At 64.2% G+C, this 20,309-nt stretch carries 18 protein-coding genes; 9 read left to right on the top strand and 9 right to left on the bottom strand.

The annotated features are described in order from the left end of the window. The first annotated feature begins 54 nt into the window (after positions 1-54). The 5 genes from WDM24_RS03115 (at position 55) to WDM24_RS03095 (ending at position 7,056) form a co-directional block, all read left to right on the top strand. Positions 55-1,281 (top strand): ABC transporter substrate-binding protein, encoded by a 1,227-nt coding sequence (locus tag WDM24_RS03115; RefSeq protein WP_338695122.1) that lies wholly within the window; start codon positions 55-57, stop codon positions 1,279-1,281. A gap of 226 nt (positions 1,282-1,507) precedes the next feature. Next, complete coding sequence (locus tag WDM24_RS03110) at positions 1,508-2,737, top strand: ABC transporter substrate-binding protein (RefSeq protein ID WP_338830411.1); 1,230 nt, start codon at positions 1,508-1,510, stop codon at positions 2,735-2,737. A 161-nt stretch (positions 2,738-2,898) separates the two neighbouring features. Further along, on the top strand, positions 2,899-4,125 hold the full coding sequence (locus WDM24_RS03105; protein ID WP_029077903.1) for an ABC transporter substrate-binding protein: 1,227 nt from the start codon (positions 2,899-2,901) through the stop codon (positions 4,123-4,125). Between the two features lie 192 nt (positions 4,126-4,317). Next, entirely contained in the window at positions 4,318-5,544 is a 1,227-nt protein-coding gene (locus tag WDM24_RS03100) for an ABC transporter substrate-binding protein (protein ID WP_414645675.1), read from the top strand. A gap of 228 nt (positions 5,545-5,772) precedes the next feature. Beyond that, positions 5,773-7,056, top strand: coding sequence for a glycerate kinase (locus WDM24_RS03095; protein WP_338830409.1), 1,284 nt, complete (start codon positions 5,773-5,775; stop codon positions 7,054-7,056). 202 nt (positions 7,057-7,258) lie between these two features. On the opposite strand, the gene WDM24_RS03090 is transcribed toward WDM24_RS03095, so the two are convergent. Further along, positions 7,259-8,428: a saccharopine dehydrogenase family protein gene (locus WDM24_RS03090; protein WP_338832568.1), complete on the bottom strand. Its 1,170-nt coding sequence runs from the start codon at positions 8,426-8,428 to the stop codon at positions 7,259-7,261. 333 nt (positions 8,429-8,761) lie between these two features. Here WDM24_RS03090 and WDM24_RS03085 point away from each other — a divergent pair, with 333 nt between their 5' ends. Further along, complete coding sequence (locus tag WDM24_RS03085; RefSeq protein WP_166299075.1) at positions 8,762-9,247, top strand: adenosine-specific kinase; 486 nt, start codon at positions 8,762-8,764, stop codon at positions 9,245-9,247. 83 nt (positions 9,248-9,330) lie between these two features. Here WDM24_RS03085 and WDM24_RS03080 read toward each other — a convergent pair whose 3' ends face one another. Beyond that, positions 9,331-9,840: a MarR family transcriptional regulator gene (locus tag WDM24_RS03080; RefSeq protein ID WP_338830408.1), complete on the bottom strand. Its 510-nt coding sequence runs from the start codon at positions 9,838-9,840 to the stop codon at positions 9,331-9,333. Positions 9,841-10,019: 179 nt separating this feature from the next. Between WDM24_RS03080 and WDM24_RS03075 the strand changes: the two genes are divergently transcribed. The 3 genes from WDM24_RS03075 to WDM24_RS03065 are packed head-to-tail and all read left to right on the top strand — an operon-like array spanning position 10,020 to position 13,563. Beyond that, positions 10,020-11,060: a branched-chain amino acid ABC transporter permease gene (locus WDM24_RS03075; RefSeq protein ID WP_338695113.1), complete on the top strand. Its 1,041-nt coding sequence runs from the start codon at positions 10,020-10,022 to the stop codon at positions 11,058-11,060. 5 nt (positions 11,061-11,065) lie between these two features. Further along, positions 11,066-12,835, top strand: coding sequence for a branched-chain amino acid ABC transporter ATP-binding protein/permease (locus tag WDM24_RS03070; RefSeq protein WP_338695111.1), 1,770 nt, complete (start codon positions 11,066-11,068; stop codon positions 12,833-12,835). Then, the gene (locus WDM24_RS03065; RefSeq protein ID WP_338695109.1) at positions 12,832-13,563 is read left to right on the top strand and encodes an ABC transporter ATP-binding protein; all 732 of its coding nucleotides are present in this window, start codon (positions 12,832-12,834) and stop codon (positions 13,561-13,563) included. The genes WDM24_RS03070 and WDM24_RS03065 overlap by 4 nt, the downstream gene beginning before the upstream one ends. 59 nt (positions 13,564-13,622) lie before the next feature. Here WDM24_RS03065 and WDM24_RS03060 read toward each other — a convergent pair whose 3' ends face one another. The 7 genes from WDM24_RS03060 to WDM24_RS03030 all read right to left on the bottom strand — a co-directional run bounded on the left by WDM24_RS03060 (position 13,623) and on the right by WDM24_RS03030 (position 20,192). Then, positions 13,623-14,774, bottom strand: a complete 1,152-nt coding sequence (locus WDM24_RS03060) for an ABC transporter substrate-binding protein (protein ID WP_338830406.1) — start codon at positions 14,772-14,774, stop codon at positions 13,623-13,625. A gap of 88 nt (positions 14,775-14,862) precedes the next feature. Continuing rightward, positions 14,863-15,282 carry a thioesterase family protein gene (locus WDM24_RS03055; RefSeq protein ID WP_338830405.1) on the bottom strand — a complete coding sequence of 140 codons (420 nt, stop codon included), beginning with the start codon at positions 15,280-15,282 and terminating at the stop codon, positions 14,863-14,865. Between the two features lie 63 nt (positions 15,283-15,345). Further along, positions 15,346-16,107 (bottom strand): SDR family NAD(P)-dependent oxidoreductase, encoded by a 762-nt coding sequence (locus WDM24_RS03050; protein ID WP_338830404.1) that lies wholly within the window; start codon positions 16,105-16,107, stop codon positions 15,346-15,348. 20 nt (positions 16,108-16,127) lie between these two features. Beyond that, positions 16,128-17,999 carry a feruloyl-CoA synthase gene (locus WDM24_RS03045; RefSeq protein WP_338830403.1) on the bottom strand — a complete coding sequence of 624 codons (1,872 nt, stop codon included), beginning with the start codon at positions 17,997-17,999 and terminating at the stop codon, positions 16,128-16,130. Further along, entirely contained in the window at positions 17,996-18,790 is a 795-nt protein-coding gene (locus WDM24_RS03040; protein WP_338830402.1) for a crotonase/enoyl-CoA hydratase family protein, read from the bottom strand. Before WDM24_RS03040 ends, WDM24_RS03045 begins: the two co-directional genes overlap by 4 nt. A 933-nt stretch (positions 18,791-19,723) precedes the next feature. Then, positions 19,724-19,975 carry a BrnA antitoxin family protein gene (locus tag WDM24_RS03035; RefSeq protein WP_338830401.1) on the bottom strand — a complete coding sequence of 84 codons (252 nt, stop codon included), beginning with the start codon at positions 19,973-19,975 and terminating at the stop codon, positions 19,724-19,726. A 10-nt stretch (positions 19,976-19,985) separates the two neighbouring features. After that, the gene (locus WDM24_RS03030) at positions 19,986-20,192 is read right to left on the bottom strand and encodes a hypothetical protein (RefSeq protein WP_338830400.1); all 207 of its coding nucleotides are present in this window, start codon (positions 20,190-20,192) and stop codon (positions 19,986-19,988) included. Between the last annotated feature and the right edge of the window lie 117 nt (positions 20,193-20,309).

Below are 20,309 nucleotides of genomic sequence, written 5' to 3'. Positions count from 1 at the left end.
GCCCGGCGCCGATGGTATTGAATACACGGCACAAGAATACGAGGTGGGGAAACCATGATTGCCGTACGCCCGTCCCTGACGGCGCTATTGTCCGCATTCGCTCTGATCCTGACGAGCTGCAATGTCGCCTTGGCGCAGAAGGCCTACGACACCGGCGCCAGCGACACCGAGATCAGGATCGGCAACACCGTGCCGTACTCGGGACCCGCCTCGGCCTATGGCGTGATCGGCAGGACCGAGGCGGCCTACTTCAAGATGATCAACGCGTCCGGCGGCATCCGCGGCCGCAAGATCACGTTCATCTCCTATGACGACGGCTACTCGCCGGCCAAGACCGTCGAGCAGGCGCGCAAGCTGGTCGAGGACGACGCGGTGCTGCTGGTGTTCGGCTCGGTCGGCACCTCAAGCAACGCCGCGATCCGAAAGTACATGAACGAGAAGCAGGTGCCGCAGCTGTTCATCGCTTCCGGCGCCTCCAAGTGGAACGACCCCAAGAACTATCCATGGACCATGGGCTGGCAACCGTCCTACCAGGACGAGGCGCGGGTCTACGCAAAGTACATCATGAAGCACAAGCCCGACGCCAAGGTTGGCGTGCTTTACCAGAATGATGATTTCGGCAAGGACTACCTCAAGGGACTGAAGGACGCTTTCGGCGACAAGGCCACGATGATCGTCGCCGAAGAGGCCTACGAGACGTCGGAGCCCACAATCGACAATCGCATCATCAAGCTGAAGGCCGCCGGCGCCGACACCTTCGTCAGCGTCACGACGCCGAAATTCGCGGCGCAGGCCATCAAGAAGGCGGCCGAGATCGCGTGGACGCCGCTGCAGTTCGTCGCCAACGTTTCGGCTTCGGTCGGCGGCGTGATGCAGCCGGCGGGCTTCGAGAATTCGCAGGGCATCCTGTCGGCGTCCTACCTCAAGGACGGCGCCGACCCACAATGGGACAAGGATCCCGGCATGGAGAAATTCCTTGCCTTCCTCAAGAAGGATTATCCCGACGCCAACAAGCTCGACGGCGCCACCTCCTTTGGTTACGCCGCCGCGCAGACCATGGTGAAGGTGCTGGAGATGTGCGGTGACGATCTCACCCGCGCCAATATCATGAAGCAGGCCGCGAGCCTGAAGGATTATGTCCCCGACACGCTGCTGCCGGGCATCAGCATCAACACCTCGGCCACCGACTTCGCGCCGATCAAGCAGCTGCGCCTGATGCGGTTCAAGGGCGAGAGGTGGGAGCTGTTCGGTGACATCATTTCGAGCAATCTGAGCAACTAGGACGACGCACGACCTCAACGCAAACGCTTCGCGTGTATCGCGAGGCGCTTCAGCAACGCAGGTTTTCCTCGCAACGCGTTCGACTAAATGACGCCCTCCGCGGCACCGCCGCGGGGGGCTTCCTGTTGCTGGCACCAGGCGAAAGGTATTCAATGTCGCGAGGGGCCGCGAAGTGCTCCCATTCCAAAAATCGTGACACATTCATGGTGATCCAAGGGAGATCAAAATGCCTGCTATCCACTTGCGATTGGGGGCCATTTCGGCTGCCCTCGCATTGCTCGCGGCGGCCACGAGCCCCGCCGTCGCGCAGAAGAAATACGACACCGGCGCCAGCGATACCGAGATCAAGATCGGCAACATCATGCCCTACAGCGGAGCGGCCTCCGCCTATGGCGTGATCGGCAAGACCGAGGAGGCCTATTTCCGCAAGGTCAACGCCGAGGGCGGCATCAACGGCCGCAAGGTCACCTTCATCAGCTACGACGACGCCTACACGCCGCCGAAGACCGTCGAGCAGGCGCGCAAGCTCGTCGAGAGCGATGAGGTGCTGATCATCTTCAATTCGCTCGGCACGCCGCCGAACTCGGCGATCCAGAAATACATGAACCAGAAGAAGGTGCCGCAACTGTTCGTCGCCACCGGGGCCACCAAGTGGAACGACCCGAAGGAATTCCCCTGGACCATGGGCTGGCAGCCCAACTACCAGAGCGAGTCCATCATCTATGCGAAGTACATCCTGAAGAACAAGCCGGACGCCAGGATCGCGGTGCTCTACCAGAACGACGATTACGGCAAGGACTATCTGAAGGGATTCAAGGACGGGCTCGGCGCCAAGGCCGCCTCGATGATCGTCGCTGAGGACAGCTACGAGGTGACCGAGCCGACCATCGATTCCCACATCGTCAGGCTCAAGGCCACCGGCGCCGACGTATTCTTCAACATCACGACGCCGAAATTCGCGGCGCAGGCCATCAAGAAGAACAACGAGCTCGGCTGGAAGCCGCTGCATTTCCTCAACAACGTCTCCTCGTCGATCGGCAGCGTGATCAAGCCGGCGGGCTTCGAGAACGCCCAGGACATCATCTCGTCGCAATATCTGAAGGATCCGACCGATCCGCAGTGGAAGACCGACAAGGGCATGATCGCCTGGAACCAGTTCCTGGATAAGTACTACCCTGAAGCAAACCGCGCCGACGCGTCCGTGATGTACGCGTACACCGTCGCGCAGGGCCTCGAGCACGTGCTGCGGGCGTGCGGCGACAATCTGACGCGCGAGAACATCATGAAGCAGGCCGCCGGCATCCGCGACCTCGAGCTCGGCGGCCTGTTGCCGGGCGTCAAGGTCAACACCTCGGCGACCGACTTCGCGCCGCTTTCGCAACTGCAACTGATGCGGTTCAAGGGCGAGACCTGGGAGCGATTTGGTGAAATTTTGAGCGGCGACGTCGGCGGCTAACCCGAAATTGTCGACTAAAGACGAGAGCCCCTGCGGCGTTGTCGCAGGGGCTTTTCATTGAGACCGACCGCCTAAAATGCTAATCACTACAGCCAAATAAGAGAGCCCTCGAAACAAGGGGGCCGCGACACATCCGTCTGACAACAGGGAGAGAGACATCAATGTCCGCTACCACTAGACTTGCGGTCCTCGGGGCCGCGCTCGCGCTCGTCGCCACGTCCGGCAGCGCCGCGTTTGCCCAGAAAAAATACGACACCGGCGCCAGCGACACCGAAATCAAGATCGGCAATATCATGCCCTACAGCGGACCCGCATCCGCCTACGGCATCATCGGCCGCACCGAGGCCGCCTATTTCAAGAAGATCAACGACGCCGGCGGCATCAACGGCCGCAAGATCAACTTCATCTCCTACGATGACGCCTATTCGCCGCCGAAAGCCGTGGAGCAGGCCCGCAAGCTGGTCGAGAGCGACGAGGTGCTGCTGATCTTCAACTCGCTCGGCACGCCGTCCAACTCGGCGATCCAGAAATACATGAACTCCAAGAAGGTGCCGCAGCTGTTCGTCGCCACCGGCGCCACCAAGTGGAATGACCCGAAGGACTTCCCCTGGACCATGGGCTGGCAGCCCAACTACCAGAGCGAGACCCAGATCTACGCAAAATACATTCTGAAGAACATGCCGAACGCCAAGATCGCGGTGCTGTTCCAGAATGACGATTACGGCAAGGACTATCTGAAGGGTCTCAAGGACGGCCTTGGCCAGAAGGCCGCCAGCATGATCGTCGCCGAAGAGAGCTTCGAGACTTCCCAGCCCACGATCGACAGCAACATCGTCAAGCTGAAGTCCAGCAACGCCGACGTCTTCATCGACATCGCGACGCCGAAATTCGCGGCGCAGGCGATCAAGAAGATTGCCGAGATCGGCTGGAAGCCGACCCACTTCCTCAACAACGTGTCGGCCTCGGTCGGCAGCGTGATCAAGCCGGCCGGCTTCGAGAACGCGCAGGACATCATCTCCGCCGCCTATCTGAAGGACGCCTCCGACAAGCAGTGGGACAATGATCCCGGCATGAAGGAATTCTACGCCTTCATGGCCAAGGACTTCCCCGAGGGCGACAAGCTCGACGGCGGCACCGTGGTCGGCTTCGGCGTGGCCCAGACCCTCGTCCAGGTGCTCAAGCAGTGCGGCGACAACCTCACCCGCGAGAACATCATGAAGCAGGCGGCGAACCTGCAGGACTTCCGCACCGAGGTGCTGCTGCCCGGCATCAAGATCAACACCGCCGCGAATGATTTCGCGCCGATCAGCCAGCTGCAGCTGATGAAGTTCAAGGGCGAGAAATGGGAACTGTTCGGTGACGTCATCAGCGCAGACGTCGGCGGCTGATTTCCCGCAAATTGCCGGCTGAGAATGGCCCCCTGCGATACCGTCGCAGGGGGCTTTTCATTAGCCAGGGCATCCGCCCGCCGACCGGCCCGGGCGATGCCGCTTACACTTTGCCCGGCAATGCGCTAGGAAATCCCGCAAGAAACCGCCCCTCGCGCGGCGGCAACAACAAGGAGCTTTCGGGAAATGCCGATGCCGATCCGACACCGTGTCGCAACCGCCCTGCTGGGCCTCGCCGTCGCCACCGCGGCCGGCAATGCCGCATGGGCGCAGAAGAAATACGACACCGGCGCGAGCGATACCGAGATCAAGATCGGCAACATCGTGCCCTATAGCGGCCCGGCGTCGGCCTATGGCGTGGTCGGCAAGGCAATGGCCGCCGTGTTCAAGAAGGTCAACGACGACGGCGGCATCAACGGGCGCAAGATCAACTTCGTTTCCTATGACGACGCCTATTCGCCGCCGAAGGCCGTGGAGCAGGCCCGCAAGCTGGTCGAGAGCGACGAGGTGCTGTTCCTGTTCGGCACGCTCGGCACCGCCTCCAACACCGCGATCCAGAAGTATCTCAACGCCAAGAAGGTGCCGCAGCTGTTCGTCGCCACCGGCGCCACCAAGTGGAACGACCCGAAGAGCTTCCCCTGGACCATGGGCTGGCTGCCCAGCTACCAGAGCGAGTCGCGCATCTACGCGAAGTACCTGCTCAAGGAGAAGCCGGCCGCCAAGGTCGCGGTGCTCTACCAGAACGACGACATGGGCAAGGACTACCTCAAGGGCCTCGAGGACGGCTTCGCCAGCGATCCGGTGCGGATAGCCGCCAAAGAGAGCTACGAGGTCGCCGAACCGACCATCGATTCCCATGTGGTGCGGCTGAAATCCTCCAACCCTGATGTCATCATCTTCTTCACCACGCCGAAATTCGGCGCTCAGGCGATCAAGAAGCTCGGCGAGATGAACTGGAAGCCGGTCACGATCGTGTCCAACGTCTCGGCCTCCACCGCGACGGTGATGCGTCCGGCCGGGCTCGACAATGCGCAAGGCGTGATCTCGGCGGCCTACGCCAAGGACGCCAGCGATCCGCAGTGGAAGGACGACGCCGGCATGAAGGCGTTCGACGATCTGCTCGCCAAATACATGCCCGACACCAACCGCGTCGATGCCTCGGCGATGACCGGCTACAACATGGCAACCACCATGGTCGAGGTGCTGCGCCGCTGCGGCGACGACCTCACCCGCGCCAATGTGATGAAGCAGGCCGCAAGCCTGAAGCAGTTTGCGCAGGGCGGCCTGTTGCCCGGCGTCACGCTGAGTACAAGTCCCGACGACTTCCAGCCGATCGAGCAACTGCAACTTATGCAGTTCAAGGGCGAGCGCTGGCAATTGTTCGGCGACGTCATCAGCGGCGAAGTCGCCGGAAACTAGAGACGGAACGGAGCTTGTTTCGATTGGAGGCACCGCAACCTTCCTTCACCTCTCCCGCTTGCGGGGGAGGTCGGATCGCATCAAAGATGCGATCCGGGTGGGGGCTTTCTCCGCAATACGACTCGTGGCAGCACCCCCACCCTAACCCTCCCCCGCAAGCGGGAGAGGGAACACAGCGTGTAATGCGGCCCAATTTACCCACGTCCCGGCTCTCGCGAAGGTATAGCCATGACCGACCGTCGTCCCTTCCTGCGTTCGATCTTTGATGCCGCGGTGGCGGCTGCGCATCCCGATGTCGTGCTGGCATCGCGGCTGCGGCCGGCGCCGAAGGGACGCGTGATCTGCCTCGCAGCCGGCAAGGGCGCCGGCGCCATGGCCGCGGCGGCGGAACGGCACTATCTCGACACGCTCGGCCTTGCGCCATCGCGGCTGGTCGGCATCGCCACCACCCGCCATGGCCATGGTGTGCCGACCCGCCGCATCAAGGTGGTCGAGGCCGGCCACCCGGTGCCCGATGAGGCCGGCTTGCGCGCAGCCGACGATACGCTGCGGCTCGCCGCCGAGGCGACGGCAGACGATCTGCTGCTGGTGCTGCTGACCGGCGGCGGTTCGGCGAACTGGATCGCGCCCGTCGAGGGCGTGAGCTTCGCCCAGAAGCAGCAGGTCAACCGCGCGCTGCTGCGCTCCGGCGCGCCGATCGGCGAGATGAACATCGTCCGCAAGCATTTGTCGCGGATCAAGGGCGGACGGCTGGCGCGCGCCGGCCAGCACGCCGCCGAGATAGTCACGCTGGCGATATCAGACGTGCCGCATGACGATCCCTCCGCGATCGCCTCGGGACCGACGGTGCCGGATACAACCACGCTAGCGGATGCCCGCGCGCTGGTCGCCAGATACAATCTCTCCGTCGATGACGCGGTCCGCCGTGCGCTTGACGATCCCAGGAACGAGAGCTGCAAGCCCGGCGATCCCGCCTTTGCGCGGGCGACGTTCGAACTGCTGGCGAAGCCGAAGGCCTCGATCGATGCCGCCGTGAAGGTCGCGCAGGACGCCGGCTATGAGACCATCGCGCTCGGCGCCGATCTCGAAGGCGAGGCCCGCGACGTCGCGGCCGAGCACGCGCGGCTCGCGCTGAAGGCGCGCAGCGAAGGCAAGCGGGTTGCGATCATCTCCGGAGGCGAGCTCACGGTGACCGTGCGCGGCAATGGCCGCGGCGGGCCCAACCAGGAATACGCGCTGGCGCTCGCCGATCTGCTCAAGGATACGCCCGACATGTCGGCGCTCGCCGCCGACACCGACGGCGCAGATGGCGGCGCCGGCAGCGCCACCGACCCCGCCGGAGCCGTGATCGATCAGGCGACATTCGCGAAGATGAAATCGATCGGCCTCGATCCGAGGGCCTATCTCGAGAACAATGACGCCACGGGCTTCTTCGCGCAGACCGGGGATCTGCTGCTGACCGGGCCGACGCTGACCAACGTCAACGATGTGCGCGTGATCCTGGTGGATTGATCCATCGTCATTCCGGGGGGATGCGTAGCATCGACCCCGGAATCTCACTCGACCACCTCTGGATTCCGGGTTTGCGCTGACGCGCGCCCCGGAATGGCGCGTAACCATCCAGTCATTGCATGACGGGCTCCGCGACTTGTCCGCCGAAACCGGGGCGATGGCGCAAGCAACCCAGCACGCCGCCCCAATCCTGCGCGCGACCTCAACGCGCGCTGAAAGTGAGGCCGGCACGCGCCTTCAGACGCTCGCGCAAGGCCGGCCCCATCAGCGCGCCTGGCGTCCAGATGCCGCCCTCGCCCTGCACGTCGCGCACGAGGCAGAGTGCGCTCTCGGCGATCATCTTGCTGGTCGAGCCATAGCCCGGATCGCGGTCGCCGGTGACGACGGCCTCGACCCGTCCGCCATCCGGCACCTCGCCCAGAAAGAAGATGTCGTAGAAGCCCCTCTCGCGCGCTTCCCGGGTCGGGCCTGCGCCGCGTTTGAGACCGTCGGTCCCGAACAAGGACACCACCGTGGCGAACGCCTCCGTCGTCACGCTCGCGATGTCCGCAAGTCCCGGCGCCACCATCATCTCGTCATAAACGAAGTCCCTGCCGTAGGGATGTCCCAACAGGAAGTTCGTGCGGTGCACGTTCTTGGTGTTGATCGGCGCCATTGGGAACGGCACGAGCCACGCGTGCATGCTCGTGTCATATTCGGGGACGAGACCCGACGGCTGAGACGGCCCGGTGAAGCCCGGCGTCAACGCGAACGGATCGGTCAGCAGCCGGATCAGGGCCGGGTCGCGCGCCGCGGCGGCCAGCGTCGCCTGAGCGCTCGCCGCGGTCCCACCGGACATGCCGCCCTTCACCTTGCGCAGACGGGCCTTGACCCGCCGCGCCGGACGTCCGAATTTCTCGCGCGCTTTCTCCTGCAACGTGAGCACACCGAGGTCGAACGGGATGGAATCGAAGCCACAGGAGAAGACGATGCGCGCGCCGGTCCGTTTGGCCTCTTCGTGATGGACGTCGATCATGCGCCGCATCCAGCCCGGTTCGCCGCAAAGATCAACATAGGCCGTGCCGGTGGCCGCGCAGGCCGCCACTAGTTCGGGACCGTGAAGCTGATAAGGCCCGACCGTGGTGACGACCACGGCCGCGCGCTCGCACATCGAACGCAGGCTGGCCGGCTCGGCCGCATCCGCCTTCACCAACGGCAAATCGTCCGGTGCGCCGATGTCGGCACGGATCTTCTGGAGTTTGTCGGTCGAGCGTCCCGCAATTGCCCAAGACGGAGCATCGTCCCCGCGATAGGATGTCGCCAGATATTCGGCGATGAGACGGCCGGTGTAACCCGTCGCGCCATAGACGATGAGGTCGAAGTCCCGCTTCACGGCGTTGATCCTCCTCGAGCCCCCCGGAAGCGATCCCTTCAGATCCGTTAGCAAACGCTCGGTACGCTTCGCGGCCACTTTGGCGAGGGGCCATGCAACATTCGGGCGCACCCTGTCGCGATTGATGGAGGATACCACAGTTCCCGCCTTGGGCGCGCAACCCTCCCGGCGATTTCCGGCCTTCCCTTGAGAGCCGTCGTGAGTACGGATGCTGGGTCTGGTCGGCGTGAGCCGGAAGCAGACAGCCGGCACATTTGACCGCCTGTGGCCGCTTGCAAACGCCCTCCGACGGCCTACCATGGATTGGGGAGCTCACCGTGCAGGAGCGAAGCCATGGAACTCACCGTGGTGCCCATCGTCAAGCCGGATGAGACCAACTTCATCTTCGGCCAGTCGCATTTCATCAAGACCGTGGAAGACCTTCACGAAGCGCTGGTGGGCGCGGTACCGCGCATCCGCTTCGGGGTGGCTTTCTGCGAGGCCTCCGGCAAGCGGTTGGTGCGCTGCTCCGGTAACGACGACGCCTCGTTCGCCCTGGCACGCGACAACGCATTGGCGATCGGCGCCGGTCACACCTTCCTGATTTTCCTCGGCGACGGGTTCTTTCCCGTTAACGTGCTGGCGGCGGTGCGCGCGGTGCCGGAGGTCTGCCACATCTATTGCGCGACGGCCAATCCTACACAGGTGATCGTCGCGCAGACGGAGCTCGGGCGCGGCGTGCTCGGCGTGGTGGATGGCGCCTCGCCGCTCGGTGTCGAGACCGACGCCGACATAGCGTGGCGGAAGGATCTGCTGCGAAACATCGGCTACAAGCTTTAGACCGTGGTCGCTTGGCGGCGCCCGCATGCCGGATACGTATCAACCCAGCGCGTCATTGCGAGCGGATGGGCCGTCACGCCCCCTCAAAACTCCTGCGCGAGCTTCGCCAGCATCTCCAGCAACGCGGCGTGGTTGGCGGGGCCAAGCACCTCGATCAGCCGCGCCTCGTGCTTGTTGGCGACCAGCTTCTTGGCGCGCGCCAGCACGGCACGGCCCCTGTCGGTCAGGACCAGGATGTGGGAGCGGCGGTCGTTGGTGGAGCGCATCCGTGCGCAAAGGTCGCGGCTCTCCAGCGCGTCGAGCATGGCGACGAAATTCGGCCTGAGGATGCCGAGCGTGTTGGCGATCTCGGTCTGGTTGCGGCCCGGATTCTTGTCGAGCAGCAGCAGCACCGAGAATTGCGCCGGGGTCAGCTGCAGCGGCGCGACGCAGCGCAGGAAGTCCTCGAAGACCTTGAGCTGCGCACGCTTCAGCGAATAGCCGAGCAGTTCGCCCAGTTGCAGCATGCTGTCGTCCCCGGCAGGATCGACCGGTTCCCTGCGCAGGGCACGCGGTGATCGGACGGCATCGGCGGCGGTCTTGGAAACAGTCATCGCTCCAGGCTCGCAATCCCGGTACAAAAACCCCGCGGGACGCTCGGGGACCTTGAGATTATATCTAATAATCGTTATGCACTATATCAAATATCGGCACCTATCAACAGCCGATATCGGCCGACCCGACCGGCACAACCGGTTGCGGCGGTCCGACGCCTAAGGGGGAGCGCTCGGCCTTGAACACAACGATCATGCTGTTCCTGCTGCAGGACGGCATCACCAATGGCGCGATCTACGCACTGCTCGGGCTGGCCCTGGTGCTGGTGTTCGCGGTCACGCGGGTCATCCTGATCCCGCAGGGCGAATTCGTGACCTACGGCGCGCTGAGCTACGCCATGCTGGCGACCGGCCAGGTGCCCGGCACGGTGCGGCTAGCCGTCGCGATGGGCCTCGTCGCCTTCGCCCTCGACCTGTTCTTCGCTCGCAAGGCGCTGCATGCGCGGCTGGTGATGCGCTCCGTCGCGCTGAACATCGTCTTCCCGTTCGCGCTGCTCGGCCTCGTTTACGTCCTGGTTGGTCCCAACACGCCGGTCGCCGTCAACATTGCACTGGCGCTCCTGATCGTGGCGGCGATCGGGGTCTTTCTCTATCGCATCGCTTTCCAGCCGATTGCGCACACATCGGTGCTGGTGCTCCTGATTGCCTCGGTCGGCTGCCACCTTGCGCTGCAGGGCCTGGGCCTGGTGTTCTTCGGCGCCGAAGGCCTGCGCGCCCCGGCGCTGTCGAATGCCGCGCTGACTGCGGGCCCGCTGCGGTTCACCGGCCAAAGCCTCGCCGTCTACGCCTTGACGGTCGGCTTCATCGTCGCGCTGTGGCTGTTCTTCGGCTACACCAAGACCGGCAAGGCGTTGCGCGCCACCGCGGTCAACCGCCTCGGCGCCCGCCTGGTCGGCATCCGCACCACGCTGTCGGGCCAGATCGCATTCCTGCTCGCCTCGGTGATCGGCGCCATCTCCGGCATCCTGATCGTTCCGATCACCACGCTCTATTACGATACCGGCTTCCTTATCGGCCTGAAGGGCTTCATCGCCGCCATCATCGGGGGCCTGGTCAGCTATCCCCTGACCGCGGTCGCCGCCATCGTGGTCGGCATCGTCGAAGCCTTCTCATCGTTCTACGCCAGCAATTTCAAGGAAGTCATCGTGTTCACGCTGATCCTCCCCGTGCTCGTGTTGCGCTCGCTTGCAGCGCCCGCGGTCGAAGAAGAGAAGGATTGAGCGCGATGACGCAGCGGCTCCCTCTCATCATCTTCGCGCTCGTGCTGGCGGTGGTCCCGCTCGTCCCGGGCATTCCGCCGTTCTGGATCGTGCTGCTCGACAATATCGGCCTCGCCGCGCTGGTCGCGATGGGGCTGGTGCTGCTCACCGGCGTCGGCGGCCTCACCTCGTTCGGGCAGGCCGCGTTCTGCGGTTTCGGTGCCTACACCACGGCGGTGCTGACCACCGCCTATGGCGTCTCGCCCTGGCTGACGCTGCCGGCTTCGCTCGTGGTCAGCGGCATTGCGGCGGTTCTGCTCGGCATCGTCACGGTGCGGCTGTCGGGCCATTATCTGCCGCTCGGCACCATCGCCTGGGGCATCGGCCTGTTCTATCTGTTCAGCAAGCTCGAATTCCTCGGCCGCAATGACGGGATCTCAGGCATTCCGCCACTCTCGATCGGCTCGTTCAAGATGCTGAGCCCGGATACGATCTACTACGCGATCTGGGTCGCGGTGCTGATCGCTGCGCTGCTGACCATGAATCTCCTGGACTCCCGCACCGGGCGCGCGATCCGCGCCTTACGGCGCGGCCATGTCGCAGCCGAAGCGTTCGGCGTGCAGACGCCGCGCGCCAAGCTCCTGGTGTTCATCTATGCAGCGGTGCTGGCCGGCCTGTCCGGCTGGCTGTATGCGCATTTCCAGCGCGCCGCCAACCCGACGCCGTTCGGCGCGCAGGCCGGCATCGAGTATCTGTTCATCGCCGTCGTCGGCGGCGCCGGTTACGTCTGGGGCGCCGTGCTCGGCGCCGGCATCGTCGTGATCCTCAAGGAGGTGCTGCAGAGCTACCTGCCCTACATCTTTGGCGGCCAGAGCCAGCTCGAGACCATCGTGTTCGGCATCATGCTGGTGCTGCTGCTGCAGCTCGCGCCATCAGGCGTCTGGCCCTGGCTGATGTCGCGGCTGCCGTTCAAGCCGGCCCGCAAGACGCCGGACACATCGCTGAAGCTGGAGCATCGCGAGCGCGCGCCCGGTTCGTCTTCGGTGCTGTTGCACATCGACAAGGCGCGCAAGCAGTTCGGCGGCGTGGTCGCGGTGAACGACGTTTCGTTCGACGTCAACGCCCGCGAGATCGTCGCGCTGATCGGCCCGAACGGCGCCGGCAAGAGCACGACCTTCAACCTGATCACCGGCGTGCTGACCGCAACCGGCGGCAAGATCTCGGTGCTCGGCAAGGAAGTGGAGAACGCACCGCCCCAGGAAGTGGTCAAGCTCGGCGTTTCCAGAACCTTCCAGCACGTCAAGCTGGTGCCCGACATGACCGTGCTGGAAAACGTCGCGATCGGCGCGCATCTGCGTGGGAATTCCGGGGCGATTTCCAGCATGCTGCGGTTCGACCGCGCGGATGAGGCAAAACTGCTGGCGGAGGCCGCGCGGCAGATCGCGCGCGTCGGCCTGTCCGACCAGATCGACCAACTCGCGGGCTCGCTGTCGCTCGGCCAGCAGCGCATCGTCGAGATTGCGCGTGCGCTGTGCGTCGATCCGATGCTGCTGTTGCTCGACGAACCGGCCGCCGGCCTGCGCCATATGGAGAAGCAGCGGCTCGCCGCGCTGCTGCGCCAATTGCGCGACGGCGGCATGTCGGTGCTGCTGGTCGAGCACGACATGGGGTTCGTGATGGATCTCGCCGACCGCATCGTGGTCCTGGATTTCGGCACCAAGATCGCCGAAGGCACGCCGGCCGCGATCAAGCGCAATCCCGACGTGATCAAGGCCTATCTCGGAGCCGCCGCATGAGCGCGCTGCTGTCAGTTACCGACGTCCACATCGCCTACGGCAAGGTCGAGGCCGTGCGCGGCGTCTCGCTCGACGTCGCCGACAACGAGATCGTCACCATCATCGGCGCCAACGGCGCCGGCAAGACCACGCTGCTCAACGCCATCATGGGCGTGCTGCCGCTGAAGGGCCGCACCACCTTCGCCGGCGTCGACATGGCGCCATTGGACATCGAGGACCGCGTCGCCACGGGCCTGAGCCTGGTGCCCGAGCATCGCGAGTTGTTCGGCACCATGAACGTCGAGGACAATCTCGAGCTCGGCGCCTTCCGGATCGCGAAGGCAACCGCAGCCGTTTCGCTGGAGCGGGTCTATACGCTGTTTCCGCGGCTCAAGGAGCGGCGCAAGCAGCTCGCCGGCACGCTGTCCGGCGGCGAGCAGCAGATGCTGGCGATGGGGCGCGCGCTGATGGGCGCGCCGAAGCTCCTGATGCTGGACGAGCCGAGCCTCGGCCTTGCCCCGATCATCGTCGCCGACATCTTCCGCATCGTCGGCGAGCTCCGCTCAGCCGGCGTCTCGGTGCTGCTGGTCGAGCAGAACGCCCAGGCCGCACTGCAGATCGCCGACCGCGCCTATGTGATGGAGCTCGGCGAATTCGTGCTGTCGGGTCCCGCCAAGGAGATCGCCGCCAACAAGGGCGTCGCCGCGAGCTATCTCGGCTTCCAGCACGAAGGCGAGAGCGCGGTTTAGACGGCGAAGCCGGCCTTCTTTCGAAGGCCGGCTTGTTACCTCAGCGGATCGTGACCCGCTCACATCGCCGGGATGTACTTCCCGTCCTTGACCGTCAGCAGGATGCGCGAGCGGTCGTCGAGGCCGTAGCGGTCTTTTTCGGTCCAGTTGTAGACGCCCTGGCTCGCGACGATCTCCTTCTCGGAGATGAACGCCTGGCGGATCGCCTCGCGGAATTCCGGCGTGCCGGGCTTGGCGGTCTTCAGCGCCGTCGGGATGATGCGCTTCAGCACCTCGAAGGCATCGTAGGAATGGCCGGCAAACTGGCTGCGGCTGTTGGCACCGTATTTGGCTTCATAGGCGGCGTTCAGCGTCAGGCCCGGCTTCTTGGTCAACGCGCTGTCCGCTTGCGTTTCCGGCGACATGATCGGGCCGGCCGACATGATGACGCCTTCCGCCGACGCGCCCGCGATGCGGATGAAGTCCATCGTGGCGGCGCCGTGGGTCTGGTAGATCAGGCCCTTGTAGCCGCGCTCGCGCAGCGCGGTCTGCGGCAGCGCCGCGGCGGTGCCGGACGCGCCGACCAGGATGGCGTCGGGATTGGCGGCGACGAGCTTCAGCACCTGGCCCGCGACCGATGTATCCGGGCGCGCGAAGCGCTCCTCATCGATCATGGTCAAGCCCATCGGCACGGCCTGCGCCTTGAAGTCGTTGACCCAGAGATCGCCGTAGGAGTCCGAATAGCCGATATAGCCGACGGTCTTGATGTTGTGCGCCTTCATGTGCTCGTAGAGCACCTTGCCCATGATCGGGATCGACTGCGGCAGGTCCACCGACCATTTTGCGCGGGCCTCATTGATCGGGAATGGCGCGAGCCCGAGATGCGGGATGCCGACCTCGTTGGCGACCGTCGACACCGCGATCGTCGTCGGCGTGATGCAGGAGCCCATGATGATGTCGGCCTTGGACTCGGTGACGAAGCGCCTTGTATTGGTGGTCGCAGCCGTCGGATCGCCGGCGTCGTCGAGCACGATCAGCTTCAGCGGCACGCCGGCGATCTCCTTCGGCACGAAATCGAGCGCGTTGCGCTCGGGGATGCCGAGCGCCGCGGCGGGCCCGGTAGTCGAGATCGTGATGCCGATGGTGATTTCGTTGGTCTGCGCCTGCGCGGGCGCGCCCGGCAGCGCGATTACAGCTGCGAGCGCCGCGGCGGCGAGAGTGGCCTTCCTCATTCATTCCTCCCTGCAAGTAAGTCTTTTGGGTTTAAGCCGGTTTTGCGGGCCAATTCAGCCCCTTCTTTAGGTCATGAAGGACAGCGAGTCAGCCCTTCATGAAGCGGTCGATGATCTCCTGCGGAAATGGCGCCGATTTCAGCTTGTCGGGATCGTCCGGATGACGGCCGACCAGCACCCTTGTCTCGAATGCCTCGATCGCCAACGCCTCGTCCTTTAACACGCGGTGCACCACCTCGAAGCTCGAGCGCTTGATGCTGTCGATCCTGCTCTCGATGGTAATCCAGTCGCCATGAGTCGACGGGATGTGGAATTTCGCCCGCGTGTCGACCATGGGAATGCCGACCAAGCCGTATTTGTGGATGAGGTCCTGCTTCGAGCAGCCGGCGGCCTCGAACATGATCGAGGTCGAGTCGTCGAACATCGCGAAATAGCGCGGGTAGTAGACGATGTTGGCGGGGTCGCAATCGCCCCACTGGATCTGCACGTCGCGCCGATGGACGAACATGATTTACCCTCGATTGAGCGTGACCGATCCGGAAGAGCGTTTCATGCTCTTCCGGATCATGCGTCAGCGCGGCGCCATCCGGAGCGCGGCATCGAGCCGCACCACTTCGCCGTTCAGATAGGGATTGTCGATCATGTGCAACGCCAGCGAGGCGAACTCGTCGGCCTGCCCCAATCGGCGCGGGAACGGGATCGCGGCGGCGAGTGAATCCTGCGCCTCCTGCGGCAGGCCGGCCAGCAAGGGCGTCATGAACAGGCCGGGCGCGATGGTCAAAACGCGGATGCCGAATTGCGCGAGCTCGCGCGCGATCGGCAAGGTCATCGCGACGATGCCGCCCTTCGAGGCCGAATAGGCCGCCTGCCCGATCTGCCCGTCATAGGCCGCGACCGAGGCCGTCGAGATCACGACACCGCGCTCGCCGGTCGCGAGCGGCTCGAGCTTCGCCATATCAGCGGTCGCAAGCCGCAGCATGTTGAACGAGCCGATCAAATTGACCTTGATCACCTTGTCGAAGTCAGCCAGCGCCATCGGTCCCCCGCGGCCGATCACGCGTTTTGCTACGCCGATGCCGGCGCAGTTCACCAGCACCCGCGCCGGGCCATGCGCCTTGGCGGCGGCAGCGACCGCAGCCTCGGCGGCCGCCGCATCGGCCACGTCGCAGACAACAGCAGTGCCGCCGATCTCGGCCGCCACGCTCTCGGCGAGCTTGGCATTGAGGTCGCAGACCGCGACCTTGGCGCCTTGCGCGGCCAGCCGGCGCGCGGTCGCCGCGCCCAATCCCGATGCGCCGCCGGTGACGATGGCGGCCTGATCCTTCAACTGCATGGCATTCTCCTCTTCAAATTTCAGACTGACGTGATCACCGATGCCTGCGGCACCGGCGCATAGAGCGCTTCGATGATGTCAGTGCGATGCTCCAGCACCGCGCGCTGGTTGATCGAGCCCTTGTCGGTGACCTCGCCGCGATCGATCGACAGCGGCGTATCCAGCAGGATCGCCCGCGCGATCCGGTTCGACGAGCCGGTAGCGCCGGCAAGCACGCGCGCGAAGCGTTCGCGGAAGGCAGCCCGCACCAGCGGATCATTGGCCGCGGCCGCGATGTCGCCCGCGACAAGCTCTGGATTGATCAGGCGGCAGCCGTCGAGATCGAGGATCACGATCGCCGCGAGTTCGTCGCGGTTGAGCCCCGCGATCACGACGTCGCGCACCAGCGGCGCACAGGTGCCGACAAAGCGCGCCCGCAACGGACCGACGCTGACCCAGGTGCCGCTCGCCAGCTTGAAATCCTCGGCGATGCGGCCATCGAAATCAAAACCGGCAGCGAGATCGCTCGCGTTGGCGGGCTTCAGCGCATCGCCGAACTTGTAGAAGCCCTCCTCGTCGAATGCCTTGGCGGTGAGCTCGGGCTGACGCCAGTAGCCCGGCGTCACGTTCGGACCTTTGGCACGCACCTCGAGCTTGCCGTTGTTCGGCACCAGCTTCGCGTCATTGCCCAACACCGGAAGGCCGACATGGCCGGAACGGCTGGTATCGGGACGCACCGACATGAAGAACGGCGAGGTCTCCGTGGCGCCGAGCCCTGTCAGCATCGGAACGCGATAGCCCTTCTCCTGCACGGCGAGCGCATCGAGGCTGTTCCAGATGAACGGCGACAGCGCGGCGCCCGAGAAGAACATCGCATGCAGCCGATCGAAGAATCTTGCCCGCAAGGCGGCGTCGTCGCGCAGATAGGGCAGCAGCGATTCATAACCCTTGGGCACGTTGAAATAGACCGTCGGCGCAATCTCGCGCAGGTTTCGCACGGTCTCCTCGATGCCGCCGGGCATCGGCTTGCCCTCGTCGAGATACATCGAGCCGCCGTTATAGAGCGTCAATCCGACATTGTGGTTGCCGCCAAAGGTGTGATTCCACGGCAGCCAGTCGACGATCACGGGCGGCTCGTCCTTCAGGAACGCCAGCGTCTCGCGCAGCATCACCTGGTTGGCGCAGATCATGCGCTGGGTGTTGATCACGGCCTTGGGATTGCCCGTCGAACCCGACGTCAGCAGGAATTTCGCGATCGTGTCCGGCCCGATTCCGCCGTTGATCGCGTCGAGACGCGGATCTTCCGGCGTCGCCATGAGACCGGCGAGCCGCGTCACGTCGCGGCCGGGCACCGCGCCGCGGCTGGCCGCGATCTCGACATCAGGCGCGACATTGGCACGCAGCGCATCGGCAAATTTGTCGGCGTCGTCGACAAAGACAAGGCCCGGCGTCAGGAGCTTGATGACGAAGCTGAGCTTGCCGTAGTCGCGCGACACCAGCGAATAGGCCGGCGACACCGGGCAGAACGGAATGCCGGCATAGAGCGCGCCGAGTGCCATCAGCGCGTGGTCGATCGAGTTGCCCGACAGGATCACGATCGGCCGCTCGACCGACAACCCGCGCGCGATCAGCGCGGAGGCAATGCGCCGGGTCGTCTCCAGCAATTGCGCGTAACTGATCTGCCGCCAGCCGCCGCCGCTTGCGCGTTCGGCCATGAACACGCGGTTCGGCTCGGCGGTCGCCCAGTGATGCAGGCGATCGGTGAGACGAACGGGATAATCGGTCAGACTGAGCTTCGGGCGAAGATAGATCGTGCCGTCGTCGCGGAGCTCGACGGTGACGTCGGGGTTGCCGAACGAGATCGGGCGCAGCGGATGCGCGCTCGCAGCGGATACGGACGGCGTGGCGCTCATGTCGGCTTCACCTTGGCGGTCTTGCGGTCCAGGAAGGCGCGGATGCGCTTTTTGGCTTCCTTGTCGCTCTGCGCCACCGTCGCCATCAGCGATTCCATTAATAGGCCGGTCTGCGGATTGGCCTCGGCGATCATCGGCAGCGCCTGCAACACGGCGAAGTTGGTCAGCGGCGCGTTGGCAGCGACGCGCTCGGCAAGCTCCAGCGCTTTCGGCAGCGCGCCGTCGGCCTCGGTGAGATATTGCGAGAAGCCGTAGGCTGCGCCCTCGGTCGCGGAATAGACCCGGCCGGTCAGCATCATGTCCGCCATTCGCGGCACGCCGATCAGGCGCGGCAGCCGCACCGATCCGCCGCCGCCGACGAAGATGCCGCGCTGGCCCTCGGGCAGCGCGAAATAGGCCGACGGCTCTGCGACGCGGATATGCGCCGCGCAGGCGAGCTCCAGCCCGCCGCCGATCACCGCCCCCTTCAGCGCCGCGATCACAGGCACGCGGCAATACTGGATGCGGTCGAACACGCGGTGCCACATCTGGGAATGCACCAGGCCCTCGGTGGCGTCACGCTCGGTCAGTTCGGAGAGATCGAGGCCAGACGAAAAGTGATCGCCGACGCCATGGATGACGACCGCGCCGACGTCATCGGGAATCGCCGAAAAGCAGTCCCGCAGCGCCAGGATGATGCCGTCGTTCAGCGCATTGCGCTTGGCGGGCCGGTTGAGCCCGACGGTCAGCACCGCGCCCCGAGTCTCGATCTTGAGCAGCGAGGTGTCCCCCGCGTCGGCAGCGTTTCCCATGGCGTTATTGCTTCCTGTTCAGAATAGTTATGTTTTATAACTATTGGCGAGAGAGTCAATATGGGCATGTTGGGAGACCGGCGGAACGTTCGTCATTGCGCGCAAGGCCCAATTCCATTCACGGCGTCATCACCCGCGCATGGGGGTGATCCAGTATTCCAGAGGCGTCCGTGTTTGAGCTGAGAGGCCGCGGCGTACTGGATCGCCCGGTCGAGCCGGGCGATGACAGATGCGAGTGGGGACGCAGCATCGCGTTTGTCACAGGACCGCCTCTACACACACCACCGTCGTCCCGGCGAAGGCCGGGACCCATAACCACAGGATTGGGTTGGTGAGGAAAGCTGTGGCCCCAGCGTCGCGCAACAATCACCGTCGGTGGTTATAGGTCCCGGCCTTCGCCGGGACGACACTGAGTTTTTTGCGCCACTTGTGGATCATACATCCGCATTCTCGCGACATAATTTGCCCGAGCTTTGCATTTCTATCCGCCCTCTCCTCGAAGAGGGCGCAGGGAAAGCCGGGTGCCGATCGCACCCATGGGTCCCGTGCAACAAAAAGCACGGGAGGTAGGACCACAGGTGTAACCGGAAACATCCCGGCTTTCCCTGCGCGATGGGTTACGGCTTATACGCGCTCTCCCCGGCGAGACTGGGCTTGCTTGTCACCGCCTTCGTAAAACGCTTCGCGTTTCGCGAGGGGACACCGGCCGCTAGGGCGTCAGGACCACACGACTTCACCGTCCGCCTCATGCGCACTCGTCAGTCGCGCAATCAGCGTCCACCGCATCCCACCGCGCGTTCGTGACGTGCGCAACGCCCCTCAATCGGGTGAGACGGCGGCATTAGATCGCTGAGTTGGGGTGCGCGTCAAGAGATAATTCTGAAAATAAGAAATTATCTCACCGTGATTGCAGCGCCGACCAAAGTACGTCTCCTAGCCGGCCTTTCGCTTGACGATCTTCACAAGCGCTGCGTCAATTCTGCTCTGCCAATTGGGGCCGCCGGCCTTGAAATGATCTAAGACAACGGGGCTGAGCCGTAGCGAAACCAGCTTCTTCGTCGGTGCCTTATTGGGGCCGCGGCCCTTGCGCATCGTTGGGAAGACCTCGTCGAAGGCCTTTGCCTCTTCAAAGTCGCGCTTAGTCCATTCCGGGTTATCGCTTACAGCACGCATATCGCTGGCCATATAGCGCTTCTTAGCGACGGTTCGCTTCATAGAGCTCCCTTTCTGGTTTGCTGGCGTGGCGCATGCTGATGATGCTGACGGCCTCCTTGCCGTATACCGCGAAGATCACAGAAACGACGCCGCGAATGTTCACGCCGATTGCGCGATATCGATCTCGCTTGGCTTGCAAAACGATAGCGGTATCGAAGAATTTCTCGTTGAGATCGGCGAAATCCATCCCGTGCTTGTCGAGATTGGCGAGCCGCTTTGGTTCGTCCCAAATGATCCTCACGGACTAGTTTGTAGATACAAAATAGTCCGACGTCAAGGCCTGCTCTCGCTCTCGATATTGCTT

This window comes from Bradyrhizobium sp. 27S5, assembly GCF_037217225.1.
Lineage (GTDB): Bacteria > Pseudomonadota > Alphaproteobacteria > Rhizobiales > Xanthobacteraceae > Bradyrhizobium > Bradyrhizobium septentrionale.
The sequence above is the reverse complement of the archived record's forward strand: the minus strand, read 5'-3'. Positions and strand labels throughout refer to the sequence as shown.

Bases quoted from the DNA above. Each gene is read 5' to 3' on its own strand.
- WDM24_RS03060 (WP_338830406.1), bottom strand. From the start codon at position 14,774: ATGAGGAAGGCCACTCTCGCCGCCGCGGCGCTCGCAGCTGTAATCGCG.
- WDM24_RS03100 (WP_414645675.1), top strand. From the start codon at position 4,318: ATGCCGATCCGACACCGTGTCGCAACCGCCCTGCTGGGCCTCGCCGTC.
- WDM24_RS03050 (WP_338830404.1), bottom strand. From the start codon at position 16,107: ATGCAGTTGAAGGATCAGGCCGCCATCGTCACCGGCGGCGCATCGGGA.
- WDM24_RS03045 (WP_338830403.1), bottom strand. From the start codon at position 17,999: ATGAGCGCCACGCCGTCCGTATCCGCTGCGAGCGCGCATCCGCTGCGC.
- WDM24_RS03065 (WP_338695109.1), top strand. From the start codon at position 12,832: ATGAGCGCGCTGCTGTCAGTTACCGACGTCCACATCGCCTACGGCAAG.
- WDM24_RS03095 (WP_338830409.1), top strand. From the start codon at position 5,773: ATGACCGACCGTCGTCCCTTCCTGCGTTCGATCTTTGATGCCGCGGTG.
- WDM24_RS03110 (WP_338830411.1), top strand. From the start codon at position 1,508: ATGCCTGCTATCCACTTGCGATTGGGGGCCATTTCGGCTGCCCTCGCA.
- WDM24_RS03080 (WP_338830408.1), bottom strand. From the start codon at position 9,840: ATGACTGTTTCCAAGACCGCCGCCGATGCCGTCCGATCACCGCGTGCC.
- WDM24_RS03115 (WP_338695122.1), top strand. From the start codon at position 55: ATGATTGCCGTACGCCCGTCCCTGACGGCGCTATTGTCCGCATTCGCT.
- WDM24_RS03055 (WP_338830405.1), bottom strand. From the start codon at position 15,282: ATGTTCGTCCATCGGCGCGACGTGCAGATCCAGTGGGGCGATTGCGAC.
- WDM24_RS03105 (WP_029077903.1), top strand. From the start codon at position 2,899: ATGTCCGCTACCACTAGACTTGCGGTCCTCGGGGCCGCGCTCGCGCTC.
- WDM24_RS03040 (WP_338830402.1), bottom strand. From the start codon at position 18,790: ATGGGAAACGCTGCCGACGCGGGGGACACCTCGCTGCTCAAGATCGAG.
- WDM24_RS03030 (WP_338830400.1), bottom strand. From the start codon at position 20,192: ATGGATTTCGCCGATCTCAACGAGAAATTCTTCGATACCGCTATCGTT.
- WDM24_RS03085 (WP_166299075.1), top strand. From the start codon at position 8,762: ATGGAACTCACCGTGGTGCCCATCGTCAAGCCGGATGAGACCAACTTC.
- WDM24_RS03070 (WP_338695111.1), top strand. From the start codon at position 11,066: ATGACGCAGCGGCTCCCTCTCATCATCTTCGCGCTCGTGCTGGCGGTG.
- WDM24_RS03035 (WP_338830401.1), bottom strand. From the start codon at position 19,975: ATGGCCAGCGATATGCGTGCTGTAAGCGATAACCCGGAATGGACTAAG.